Annotated in this window: 9 protein-coding genes and 1 pseudogene; 8 read left to right on the plus strand and 2 right to left on the minus strand. The window is 64.2% G+C overall.

Annotated elements, in window-relative coordinates:
• Positions 1-177 precede the first annotated feature (177 nt).
• Positions 178-729 carry a 5-formyltetrahydrofolate cyclo-ligase gene (locus tag IGW04_RS24770; RefSeq protein WP_194715772.1) on the minus strand — a complete coding sequence of 184 codons (552 nt, stop codon included), beginning with the start codon at positions 727-729 and terminating at the stop codon, positions 178-180.
• A 101-nt stretch (positions 730-830) separates the two neighbouring features.
• Here IGW04_RS24770 and IGW04_RS24775 point away from each other — a divergent pair, with 101 nt between their 5' ends.
• The 8 genes from IGW04_RS24775 to IGW04_RS24810 all read left to right on the plus strand — a co-directional run bounded on the left by IGW04_RS24775 (position 831) and on the right by IGW04_RS24810 (position 11,411).
• Complete coding sequence (locus tag IGW04_RS24775) at positions 831-2,801, plus strand: lytic transglycosylase domain-containing protein (RefSeq protein ID WP_194715773.1); 1,971 nt, start codon at positions 831-833, stop codon at positions 2,799-2,801.
• On the plus strand, positions 2,801-3,769 hold the full coding sequence (locus IGW04_RS24780) for a complex I NDUFA9 subunit family protein (protein WP_194715774.1): 969 nt from the start codon (positions 2,801-2,803) through the stop codon (positions 3,767-3,769). The genes IGW04_RS24775 and IGW04_RS24780 overlap by 1 nt, the downstream gene beginning before the upstream one ends.
• A 71-nt stretch (positions 3,770-3,840) precedes the next feature.
• Positions 3,841-4,560 carry a glutathione S-transferase family protein gene (locus IGW04_RS24785; RefSeq protein ID WP_194715775.1) on the plus strand — a complete coding sequence of 240 codons (720 nt, stop codon included), beginning with the start codon at positions 3,841-3,843 and terminating at the stop codon, positions 4,558-4,560.
• 12 nt (positions 4,561-4,572) lie between these two features.
• On the plus strand, positions 4,573-5,796 hold the full coding sequence (locus tag IGW04_RS24790) for a multifunctional CCA addition/repair protein (protein WP_194715776.1): 1,224 nt from the start codon (positions 4,573-4,575) through the stop codon (positions 5,794-5,796).
• 190 nt (positions 5,797-5,986) lie between these two features.
• Complete coding sequence (locus IGW04_RS24795) at positions 5,987-6,667, plus strand: GNAT family N-acetyltransferase (RefSeq protein WP_194715777.1); 681 nt, start codon at positions 5,987-5,989, stop codon at positions 6,665-6,667.
• Between the two features lie 330 nt (positions 6,668-6,997).
• The gene (locus IGW04_RS24800) at positions 6,998-7,159 is read left to right on the plus strand and encodes a hypothetical protein (RefSeq protein WP_194715778.1); all 162 of its coding nucleotides are present in this window, start codon (positions 6,998-7,000) and stop codon (positions 7,157-7,159) included.
• A gap of 413 nt (positions 7,160-7,572) precedes the next feature.
• A complete protein-coding gene (locus IGW04_RS24805) occupies positions 7,573-11,157 on the plus strand; it encodes an indolepyruvate ferredoxin oxidoreductase family protein (protein ID WP_194715779.1) in 3,585 nt (1,194 codons plus the stop codon).
• 86 nt (positions 11,158-11,243) lie between these two features.
• Positions 11,244-11,411: a hypothetical protein gene (locus IGW04_RS24810; RefSeq protein WP_194715780.1), complete on the plus strand. Its 168-nt coding sequence runs from the start codon at positions 11,244-11,246 to the stop codon at positions 11,409-11,411.
• Between the two features lie 463 nt (positions 11,412-11,874).
• Here the strand turns inward: IGW04_RS24810 and IGW04_RS24815 are convergent.
• Positions 11,875-12,068: pseudogene (locus tag IGW04_RS24815) on the minus strand (hypothetical protein); the annotation flags it as partial.

Genomic DNA, 12,068 nt, shown 5'->3' on the forward strand with positions numbered 1-12,068 from the left:
TACGCGCCCACGCGCAACGCATAACTGGCTCACGCCATTACAGGTCTATGCCGCCACTCTGGCGAGTGCTCATCAACCCGATACGTCACTTCATTAACAGCCGTTGCACTTCACTCTTGAAACCGCCCTGTAAGGCGATTTGAAAATAGTCCGGTTTTCGAAAAATAAAATCCGGGCTCAAGAAGGGAATGCGTCGAATTCGGTAAAAACCAGGTGCATGGTTATATCGTATTCATGCGAATCGAAGCATTGTTTTCCTGCTGCATAGGAGACGCCAATCGCCTGCACTCCCGGCATCGCCGCCAGCGTCCTATCGTAATACCCCCCGCCATACCCCAACCGATAACCTTCCTCGTTAAACCCAACGCAAGGCAGCAGCAGCAACTCCGGCTCAACCGGGCAATCGCGCCCCGACGGCGCCATCACTCCATGCGCATCCTTCACCAGCGCCTCGCCCGGCCGCCACGCATAGAACTCCAGCGGCGCATCCCGCTTCACCACCACCGGCAGCGCCAATGTCACGCCCCGCGCCACCAGTTCCGGATACACCGGCGTCAGATCCGGCTCGCCCGCGTGCGGCCAGTACACACCCATGGACCTCACCGGATGCGCTTCCAGCCAGTCCAGCAGGCGCCTGCTGATCGCCTCATCCCGCCAGGCCTTTTCCTGCGGCGGCATGGCCTTTCTCGCCGCCAGCAATTCCTTCCTCAAGCGTTGCTTTTCATTCATGTTGTAAGTAGTGTCCAGATGCAATTCCGGCGGCCAGCCGGGCGGGGGAGCGTGCTATTCTAGCCGCTCCCCAAAACGAGCAAGAATAAGGCAGCAATCTGATGTTTCCGATGAAATGGACCGCCGGGCTGGTGCTCGCCTGCGCCGCGTTCGGCACCCATGGCGCGCAGGCCCAGCAGCGCCAGCAAGCACAGCAACAGCCACAGCAATTCGCCAGCGACGATGACGTTTTCGCGGCGCTGCGCGAGGCGGCGCGGCGGGACGACGGGGTAAAGGCGTTCGATCTGTCTTCGCGGCTGTCGAACTACGCGATTCCCTCCTACATCGAGTATTACCGGCTGAAACCGCAAGTCAGAAACCTGCCGAATGCCGAAATCCGCGACTTCCTGAAGCGCCATGAAGGCAGCGCCATCGCCGACCGGCTGCGCAACGACTGGCTGCTGGAACTGGGCCGGGCGCGCGACTGGACCACCTTCGACGAGCAGTATCCGCAGTTCGTGCTGGATGACGATACCCAGGTCAAGTGCTACGCGCTGATGTCGCGCATCGAGCGCGGCCACAATGTGGCGGCCGATGCCCGCGCGCTGCTGGTGTCGCCGCGGGATTACGGCGAGGCCTGCCCGGCGCTGGTGATGCGGCTGGCCGAAACCCGGCAGTTCACTGATGACGATCTGTGGGACCAGGTACGGCTGGCGGCGGAATTCAATTCTCCCAACCTGATGCGCAAGCTGGCGCTGGCCACCGACGCGCCGGAAGGGCTGATCGCGCAAGCCTATGACAAGCCGGCGGCCATCATCGCCAGGAGTGCCAGCGGCAGCCGCGCGCAGCATGAAGCCTTCCTGATCGCGGTCGGCCGGGTGGCGCGCAACAACCTGGAACAGGCCGGCGCCGAAGTGCTGGGCGCCTCGTCCTACCTGTCGCCGCGCGAGCTGGCCACCGGCTGGGCCATGGTGGCGATGCAGGCGGCGCAGAAGCTGCAGCCGGATGCGGTCGAGTACTGGAAGAAAACCACCGGCGCGGCGATGTCGCTGGACGGCTACCAGTGGCGGGTGCGCAGCGCGCTGCGCGCCGGCAACTGGGCGATGGTCAAAAGCGGCATCGAAGCCATGCCGGCAACGCTCAGGGACGACAGCCCCTGGGTCTACTGGCTGGGCCGCGCCTGCAAGGCGCAAGGGCAGCGTGAACAGGCCGATGCGCTGTTCAAGTCGATTTCCGCGGTCAATGGCTTCTATGGGCAACTGGCGCTGGAAGAGCTGGGACAGAAAATCATCATCCCGCCGCGCGCCGCCGCGCCGAGCGAGGAAGACATGGCCGCCATGTCGGCCAACCAGGGCTTTCGCCGCGCCTTCCGCTTCTTCGACATGAACATGCGCTTCGAGGGCTATCGCGAGTGGAACTGGCAGCTGCGCAGGATGACCGAGCGCCAGCTGCTGGCCGCGGCGGAATTTGCCCGCCGCAACAATGTGCTGGACCGCATGGTCAACACCTCCGACCGCACGAAGACCGAGTTTGACTTTACGCAGCGCTTTCCCTCGCCGCACCATGACATCATGCATCCTGCCACCCGCGACCTTGGCCTGGACAAGGCCTGGGTGTACGGCCTGATCCGGCAGGAATCCCGCTTCATCCAGACCGCGCGCTCGCATGTGGGCGCCTCCGGCCTGATGCAGCTGATGCCGGCCACAGCCAAGGAAGTGGCGCGCAAGATCGGCATGCCGGACTTCAGCCAGGCCCGCATCAATGAAATCGGCACCAACATCCTGCTCGGCACCAATTACCTGTACATGGTGCTGCAGTCGCTGGACGGTTCGCAGCCGCTGGCGACAGCGGCCTACAACGCCGGCCCGAACCGGCCCAAGGCCTGGCGCTCGACGCTGACGCGGCCGGTGGAGGGCGCCATTTTTGCGGAGACCATACCGTTCGCGGAGACCCGCGGCTATGTGAAGAACGTGATGTCGAATGCCACCTACTACGCGGCGCTGTTCGAGAATGCGCCGCAGTCGCTCAAGGCGCGGATGGGCACTATTGCGCCGAAAGGCTATTCTGGCAGCGAAAACGGAGAACCCTTCTGATGGACATACTGCGCGGACCCTATTGCAGCAATGTGCTGGTGCTGGGCGGCACCGGCTTCATCGGCAGCCGGCTGGTGGCGCATCTGGCCGCGCAGGGGCGCTGCATCACGCTGCCGACCAGGCGGCTGGTGCATGCGCGCGAACTGATCACGCTGCCCAACGTGGAAGCGGTCGAGGCCGACGTGCATGACGAAGCCACGCTGGCGCGGCTGATGCAGGGCGTCGACGCGGTGATCAATCTGGTGGGCGTGCTGCATTCCCGGCGCGGGCCGGGCGGCTCCGAGTATGGCCCCGACTTCGCCCGCGCCCACGTGGAGCTGCCGCGCAAGGTGGTCGCCGCCTGCGGCGGCGCCGGCGTGCGCCGCTCGCTGCACATGAGCGCGCTGGGCGCGGCAACCAATGGGCCGTCGATGTATCTGCGCTCCAAGGCGGCCGGCGAACTGGCGGCGCTGTCCGACCCGCGTCTGGCGGTCACGATCTTCCGGCCATCGGTCGTGTTTGGCGAGGGCGACCAGTTCCTGAACATGTTTGCCCGGCTGCAGAGCCTGCTGCCGGTGATGGCGCTGGGCGGCGCCGACGCCCGTTTCCAGCCGGTGTATGTGGAAGACGTGGTGCAGGCCTTCGCCAATGCGCTGGAAGACCGGGGCAGCTTCGGCCAGGTGATCGAACTGGTGGGGCCGAAGGTCTACACCCTGCGCCAGCTGGTGCAGCTGGCGGGCCACTACAGCGGTCACCAACGGCCGGTGATCGGTTTGCCGCCGGCGCTGGCGCGGCTGCAGGCCTGGTTCCTCGAGCATGCGCCGGGCGGCCCGATCATGAGCCGCGACAATCTCGATTCGATGCGGGTCGACAATGTCGCCTCGCCCGGCACCACGCCGATGCCCACCGCGCCGGAAGACGTGGCGCCTTTCTATCTCGGCCCCCAGCCTTCTCCCACCGGCTACGATCATGTCCGCCGCCGTGGCTAGAAGTCCGCGCGGCTGGCGTTGACGCCCGCGCCGCGCCGCCATTCGTCCTCACCCTGTTTTCCGGAATCCCCATGCAATCCACCATCCTCGACCCCACGCTGTCCGAAACCCTGGCCAGCGCTGAAAGCAACAGCTACAAGCTGGTGATCGCCAACAAGAATTACTCTTCCTGGTCGATGCGGCCCTGGGTGGCGATGACCGCCTTCGGCATTCCGTTTCAGGAAATCCGCATTCCGCTGGGCCAGCCGGAAACCGGCAACAAGATCGCGATGTATTCCACGTCCGGCCGCCTGCCGGTGCTGGTCACCCGGGAAACCTCGATCTGGGATTCGCTGGCCATTTGCGAGTACCTGGCCGAGCAGTTCCAGGAAAAGAACATGTGGCCGCAGGACATGGTGGCGCGGGCGCTGGCGCGCAGCATCTGCGCCGAGATGCATTCCGGCTTCACCGGCCTGCGCAACGCGATGCCGATGCATATCCGCGGCCGTTTCCCCGGCCACGGCCGCACGCCGGAAGCGCAGGGCGACATCGGCCGCATCTGCGAGATCTGGGAAACCTGCCTGGCCAATTTCGGCCATTACCAGTTCCTGTTCGGCGACTTCTCGATCGCCGACGCCTACTACGCGCCGGTGGTGACGCGCTTCCAGACCTATGGCGTGTTCCTGGCGCCGGCGCTGCAGGCCTACGCCGACCGGGTGCTGGCCCATCCGGCCGTGGCGCAGTGGGTGCGCGAAGCCGAAGCCGAAACCGAAGTGATCGAGCGCTACGAACCCTGGCCGGATGACGAATAAAGGGCTGCCCGCATGAAGACCTTTGTCGTCGGCGGCGCCGTGCGCGACCGCCTGCTCGGATTGCCGGTGCAGGACCGTGACCATGTGGTGATCGGCGCCACGCCAGAGCAGATGCTGGCCCAGGGTTTTCGCCCGGTCGGCAAGGATTTCCCGGTGTTCCTGCATCCGCGCACCAGCGAGGAATATGCGCTGGCCCGCACCGAGCGCAAGACCGCGCCCGGCTACAAGGGCTTCTTGTTCCATGCCGCGCCCGATGTCACGCTGGAAGAAGACCTGGTGCGACGCGACCTGACCATCAATGCCATCGCCGAAACCGAGGACGGCGCGCTGATCGATCCGTTCGGCGGCCAGCGCGACCTGGCCGCCCGGGTGTTTCGCCATGTGTCGGACGCCTTTGCGGAAGACCCGGTGCGCATCCTGCGCCTGGCGCGTTTCGCGGCCCGCTTCGCCGACTTCACGGTCGCGCCGGAAACCGGTGCGCTGATGCAGTCCATGGTGGCTGCCGGCGAGGTCGATGCACTGGTGCCGGAACGGGTCTGGCAGGAACTGTCGCGCGGCCTGATGGAGCAAACGCCCTCGCGCATGTTCGAGGTGTTGCGGCAGTGCGGCGCGCTGGCGCGCCTGCTGCCCGAGCTGGACAGCTTGTGGCGCGTGCCGCAGGCGCAGGGCAGCGTCGGCATGCATGCAATGCGCGCGCTGGACATGGCGGCCCGGCTGGCGCGGCCGCTGCCGGTACGCTTTGCCGTACTGATGCTGGATCTGGGCAGGGGCGCGCTGACGCCGTCCGATGACGTCCACGGGCACACAGTTGCGGCAAGAAGCGTGGCGCTGGCGGACGGCGTTTGCCGCCGGCTGAAAATCCCTAACGATTGCCGCGATCTGGCATTGATGTCCGCCCGCGAGCGGGACGCCGTGGCACACGCGCTCGAACTCGCTCCCGATGCCATCGTCAGGCTGCTGGAGCGCTGCGACGCTTTCCGCAAGCCACAGCGCTTCATCGACATGCTGCAGGTGGTCGAATGCGGCCGGCGTGCCGGGACCGGCAGTGACGACCAGCCCTTTCCCGGAAAAGCCAGGCTGCAAGCGGCCTTGCATGCAGCGCGTGAGGTGGACGCCGGTGCGATTGCCGCATCAGAGAAGGAACGTCACCCTGACCAGCCGGCACACATCCCTGCAGCTATACACGCTGCCAGGATTGCTGCGGTTGCAATATGCCTTAATGAAACAATGAGATAACCAAATGCGTTATGGGCAATATAATTGCCAGTTTTTCTTGCTTCGCAGCTATTTCTCACCAAGAATCTCCTTCCGCCAGCTTTGAGTACCGTCAAGCAAGTCGATTTTAGAAACCGGATTCCAGCATTTTTCGCACAGTTGTCCTAGAATTGGTTGTGCGTTGCAGCATGCTGCGACTCCTGGAGCAAACATGAAACTATTGAGCAATGCCTTATCCCGGTTGACCGAACGCGATCCTGAAGAAGGCCCGGAGAAATTTCCGGTGCGCGTGAAAGCACTGGCCGAACGTGACCGTCGTCGTCTGCTGATGCATTTTCTCGGGCTCAATGAGTCGGACCGGCTGCTGCGTTTCGGCACCGTGCTTCCGGACGAACTGGTCACCCGCTACGTGCAGATGCTGAATTTCTCGCGCGACACGGTGTTTGGCGTCTATGACAGCCGTTTCAAGCTGATGGGCGTGGGTCACCTGGCATTCGCGCCGCGCGAAGCGCTGCCGGCGGTGCGCGACGCCACCACCAAGGAGCGGGTCGCCGAATTCGGCGTGTCGGTGTCGGCCGAGGCGCGCGGCATGGGCATAGGCAGCAAGCTGTTCCAGCGCGCCGCGATCCATTGCCGCAATGCCGATGTCGACACCCTCTACATGCACTGCCTGTCGTCGAACCGGGTGATGATGCATATCGCCAAGAAATCCGGCATGGATATCGAGCGCTCCTACGGCGAGGCGGATGCCTACCTGAAACTGGCGCCGGCCAGTCCGGCCACCGTGATGCAGGAAGCGGTGGAGGAGCAGGTCGCCATGCTCGACTACACCCTGAAAGCCAATGCCCGCATGGCCACCAAGTGGCTGGCCAATCTGTCGCGGGATACCTGAAGCGGGACGGGTTCATTATTTCTTTTGCTTGAAACTCGTTTGCCTGGAAACGCCGGCATGCCGCCTTGCAGCGCATGCCGGCGTTGTCGTTTGCGGCGGCGATGGGAAAACACGCACCGCAAGCATTTCGCCTCTTGCAGATGAACCGATGATCGGAAGGAGCCACCTGAATCTACGTCAGTACTTTCCTGGCGACGAAGCAAGGGGTGCCCAACTTCGATTTCGGTGAACCATGGAGGGAAAAATGGAGAACAGTGTTAAAGAAGATGCGGCGGAACATGCGATTCGATTCAACTCGGGCTGGATGACTTAAAGGCAATTTCGGGCGGCATGTCGCCAGAAGCCAACGCACAACAGAAGAAAGTGATGAACAAAGCTTTGGAGTTGCAAGCGGCAACCGGTTTAGATGAAGCGATCCACGCCGCTCGCGACTATCAATTAGCTATATTGGACTTCCAAAAAACGCTTAATGCATCTGAAGAAAATCCATGAAATGGCAATCACGGTGCTCTGATGAACGTCTGGCAACAGGATACCAATGCCATCCCAAGCATCCAGAGCGACGCGATTTGTCGACCATCATCACAGGCTGACAAATCGCAAACTGCGGTTGCTTCATATCCCTATCATCGCTTTCAGCAGTTCTTGCCAGTACGCCGCATTGGCTTTCCTCTCCCATTGATGCCAAACTGTCGCGTTTGCTGAGCGATCGAGCAAAAGCCCTCCCCACGCGGGAAACACGGGCCTGTTGATCAAAAACGCCTTGTTGTAGTCCGATTAACGCCCCAAATGGGCGTTATGTTAATGTTGCTCTAAAATGGTCGCTCTGATGGTCCGCCCACAAGGTGGGTTGTCGGCCGCGAGACGTCGCACCCCAAAGACACAATTTTTGGCTTGGAGACAGAATGAATGCACCCCTTCCTGCGGATCGGCAATCGCCGGCCGCCGATATTTCCCTGGATGACAAATACACGCTGGAGCGCGGCCGGGCCTTTATCACCGGCACACAGGCGCTGATCCGGCTGCCGATGCAGCAGCGCATGCGCGACGCGCGCGCCGGCCTCAATACCGCCGGCTTCATTACCGGCTACCGCGGCTCGCCCCTGGGCAGCGTGGACCAGACCGCGATGAAGGCGAAGAAGTACCTGGAAGCCCAGCATGTGCGCTTCCATCCCGGCGTGAACGAAGACCTGGCCGCCACCAGCATCTGGGGCACCCAGCAGGTCAACCTGTTCGAGGGTGCGCTGTACGACGGCGTGTTCGGCATGTGGTACGGCAAGGGGCCAGGCGTGGACCGCTGCGGCGACGTCTTCAAGCATGCCAACATGGCCGGCACCAGCCGGCACGGCGGCGTGCTGGTGCTGGCCGGCGACGACCATGCGGCCAAGTCGTCCACCACCGCGCACCAGAGCGAACATATCCTGAAAGCCTGCGGCATACCGGTTCTGTATCCGTCCTCGGTGCAGGAATACCTGGATTACGGCCTGCACGGCTGGGCAATGAGCCGCTACACCGGCCTGTGGGTGGCGATGAAGTGCGTGACCGATATCGTCGAATCGGGCGCCTCGGTGGACCTGGACCCGGACCGGGTCAAGATCGTGCTGCCGGAAGACTTCGAACTGCCGCCCGGGGGCCTGAACATCCGCTGGCCGGACGCCGTGCTGGAGCAGGAAGCGCGGATGAACAACCACAAGTGGTATGCGGCCCTGGCCTATGCCCGCGTCAACAAGCTCAACCGCATCGTCTGGGATAGCCCGCGGGCGAAGATCGGCATCATCACCGCCGGCAAGTCCTATCTCGACACCCGCCAGGCCTTGGCCGACCTCGGCATCGACGAGCAGGTGGCGCGCGACATCGGCATCCGGCTCTACAAGGTCGGCATGACCTGGCCGCTGGAAGCCGAAGGCGTGCGCGAATTCGCCCAGGGGCTGGAGGAAATCCTGGTGGTCGAGGAAAAGCGCCAGATCCTGGAATATGCGCTGAAGGAAGAGCTGTACAACTGGCGCGACGATGTGCGTCCGCGGGTGGTCGGCAAGTTCGACGACACCGGCGAATGGAGCAGCAACCGCCACGAAGGCCACGGCAACTGGCTGCTGCCGGCAACCTATGAACTGAATCCGGCGCAGATCGCGCGGGCGATCGCCAGCCGGGTGTCGCGCTATTTCGCCGGCCATCCGATCGAGGCGAAGGTCAGGGAACGCATCGCCTTCCTGGAAGCCAAGGAGGCGGTGCTGAAGGTGAGCGCGCCCGATCCGTCCAAGGACCGCATACCGCATTTCTGCTCGGGCTGCCCGCACAACACCTCGACCAGGGTGCCCGAGGGCAGCCGCGCGCTGGCCGGCATCGGCTGCCACTACATGGCGCTGTGGATGGACCGCGAGACCGCCACCTTCACCCACATGGGCGCCGAAGGCGCGACCTGGATCGGCGCGGCGCCCTTCACCAGCGAAAAGCATGTGTTCGCCAACCTGGGCGACGGCACCTATTTCCACTCGGGCCTGCTGGCGATCCGGGCGGCGGTGGCCGGCAAGGTCAACATCACCTACAAGATCCTGTACAACGACGCCGTGGCGATGACCGGCGGCCAGAATGTGGACGGCCCGCTCGACCCGGCGATGATCTCGCGCCAGATCGCGGCCGAAGGCGTCTCGCCCATCATCGTGGTGACCGACGACCCGGAAAAGTACCCGGCCGCGATCGACTGGGCGCCGGGCGTGACGATACGCCATCGCAGCGAACTCGACGCGGTGCAGCGCGAGTTGCGTGAAAAGCCCGGCGTGTCGGCGATGATCTATGACCAGACCTGCGCCTCGGAAAAGCGCCGCCGCCGGAAGCGCAACGAGTATCCGGACCCGGCCAAGCGGGTGGTGATCAACGAGGCGGTCTGCGAGGGCTGCGGCGACTGCAGCGTGCAGTCCAACTGCCTGTCGGTCGAGCCGCTGGAAACCGAGTTCGGCCGCAAGCGCCAGATCAACCAGTCTTCCTGCAACAAGGATTATTCCTGCGTCAACGGCTTCTGCCCGAGCTTCGTGACGGTGGAAGGCGGCAAGCTGAAGAAGCCGAAGAAGGCGGTTGCCGAACCGGCCAGGGCCGCGGCGCCGGCGCAGGACAGCCTGCCTTACCCGGCGCTGCCGGCCACGCGCGAGCCGTACGGCATCCTGGTGACCGGCATCGGCGGCACCGGCGTGGTCACCGTCGGCCAGATCCTGGCGATGGCCGCGCACGTGGAGGGCAAGGGCTGCTCGGTGCTGGACATGAGCGGCCTGGCGCAGAAGGGCGGGCCGGTGCTGTCGCATGTGCGCCTGGCCGACAGTCCCGACCAGCTGTTCTCGACCCGGGTCGGCACCGGTGCGGCGGACCTGGTGATCGGCTGTGATGAAATCGTCACCGCCGGCCGCGACGCGCTGTCGCGCATGGGCGAGGGCAGGACGCATGCGGTGATCAACGCCACCGGCACGCCGACCGCAGCCTTCGTGCGCAATCCCGACTGGCAATTCCCGGAGGCCGGCGCGCAGCAGGACATACAGCGCGCCTGCGGCGCCGGCCGCGCCGAGTTCGTCGATGCCGGACGCATCGCCACCGCGCTGATGGGCGACTCGATCGCCACCAACCTCTTCATGCTGGGCTATGCCTGGCAGAAGGGCTGGGTGCCGCTGGCGGAGGCCTCGATCCTGAAGGCGATCACGCTCAACGGCGTGTCGGTGGACTTCAACACACAGGCCTTCGTCTGGGGCCGCACCGCCGCGCATGACCCGGCCCCGGTGGAAAAGCTGGCGCGCGCCAGCGCCCCGGCGCAGGTGATCGAGTTCAAGCGTTCGCCGGCGCTGGACGACGTCATCGCGCGCCGCGTGGCCTTCCTGACCGGGTACCAGAATGCCGCCTATGCCCGCCAGTACAGCGACTTCGTGGCCCGGGTGCGGCAGGCCGAAAGCGCGGTGGTGGAAGCCGGCAAGCCCCTGCGGCTGACCGAGACGGTGGCGCGCTACTACTTCAAGCTGATGGCCTACAAGGACGAGTATGAAGTGGCGCGGCTGCATGCCGATCCGGCGTTCACCGCCAAGATCGCCGGGATGTTCGAGGGCGACTACAAGGTGAAATTCCACATGGCGCCGCCGCTGCTGGCCAGGCGCGACCACCAGGGTCACCTGGTCAAGCGTGAATTCGGCCCTTGGATGATGGGCGCCTTCCGGCTGCTGTCCAGGCTGCGCGGCCTGCGCGGCAGCGCGCTGGATGTGTTCGGCTATACCGCCGAGCGCCGCACGGAGCGGGCGCTGATTGCGCATTACCGCGATACGCTGGCGTCGCTGCTGCCCAGGCTGTCTGCCGCGAACCTGCCGCAGATGATTGCGCTGGCGGCGATTCCGGAGGATATACGGGGTTATGGCCATGTGAAGGAGCGGCACCTGAAGGCAGCGCGCGAGAAGGAAGCGGCGCTGCTGGCGGAGCTGAAAGCGGCGCCGCAGGCAGCGGGGGTGCTGCACGCGGCCTGAGGGGAAGGACGCACTCGGCTGGCGGCGCGGGCTGACGGCCTTTGTCGGTTCAGGGTGCGCCTGGCGGTGGGAGGGGGCAGTCAGCGTTGGCAGCGGCAAATGGCCACGCAGTTGCGGTTGCGGTTGCTTTTGAAGTCCGCGTAGCGACAGTTGCCGTTGCTTTTGACGTTGCCGTTGCTTTTGCCTTTGCCTTTGAAGTGGCTGTTGCCTTTGCCTTTGCAGTGGCTGTTGCCTTTGCAGTGAAATCCCGTTGAGCGCGCCGTGTCAGCGGTACCCGGAGCGGGAAAAGGTGCGGCGTCTGTCTGAGCCAAGCGCAGCTTGGCGAGTTTAGCCGCGCCCCGCTCCGGGTATCGCTGGCACGGGCACCCCGCGCAGCGGGGCGCGATCACCGGGTCGCCTTTTTTTGGTTACTTTTTTTGGCGAAGCAAAAAAAGTGACCCGGCCGCCGGGACGGATTCCCGGCTTGTCTCCACGGCAGTGCAGCCGTCTTGCGTCACCCGGCAAGGCACGGGCAGCACTGTCGGTGTTGTTGTTCAAAGGGTTTTGAACGTTAAACCTTTAACTTCAAAAGCCAACTGCTGCTTCGCAGTGACGTCTTTACGGCTGGTGAAGCAACACGACCTCACTATCGTCATGACCAGGCCGGGAGTTCGCCCCGGCGGGCGACCTACTTTTTTTGCTTCGCGGTATGTGTCAAGGTAGTTGTCGCCAAATTAGTCATGCAGCACGTGGCATCGCGGCCGGCAAAGCCTCCTTTCGTTCGGGGTTCAGATACACCACCTCTTCAAGATCCCAATGGCGCACGGCGCCTGCCCAGCGCTGCGGCTTGGCGGCCCGGGCGGCTTGATAGACCGCCTTGCGATGGGCCAGCAGCTGGTCCGCCTGGCCACGATGACGCTGATCCGGCGTCA

Origin of the sequence: Noviherbaspirillum soli, from assembly GCF_015352955.1 — a bacterium.
Taxonomy (GTDB): Bacteria; Pseudomonadota; Gammaproteobacteria; order Burkholderiales; family Burkholderiaceae_D; genus Noviherbaspirillum_A; species Noviherbaspirillum_A soli.

Coding starts and splice junctions, on each gene's coding strand:
- IGW04_RS24770 (WP_194715772.1), bottom strand. CDS start 729: ATGAATGAAAAGCAACGCTTGAGGAAGGAATTGCTGGCGGCGAGAAAG.
- IGW04_RS24775 (WP_194715773.1), top strand. CDS start 831: ATGTTTCCGATGAAATGGACCGCCGGGCTGGTGCTCGCCTGCGCCGCG.
- IGW04_RS24780 (WP_194715774.1), top strand. CDS start 2,801: ATGGACATACTGCGCGGACCCTATTGCAGCAATGTGCTGGTGCTGGGC.
- IGW04_RS24785 (WP_194715775.1), top strand. CDS start 3,841: ATGCAATCCACCATCCTCGACCCCACGCTGTCCGAAACCCTGGCCAGC.
- IGW04_RS24790 (WP_194715776.1), top strand. CDS start 4,573: ATGAAGACCTTTGTCGTCGGCGGCGCCGTGCGCGACCGCCTGCTCGGA.
- IGW04_RS24795 (WP_194715777.1), top strand. CDS start 5,987: ATGAAACTATTGAGCAATGCCTTATCCCGGTTGACCGAACGCGATCCT.
- IGW04_RS24800 (WP_194715778.1), top strand. CDS start 6,998: ATGTCGCCAGAAGCCAACGCACAACAGAAGAAAGTGATGAACAAAGCT.
- IGW04_RS24805 (WP_194715779.1), top strand. CDS start 7,573: ATGAATGCACCCCTTCCTGCGGATCGGCAATCGCCGGCCGCCGATATT.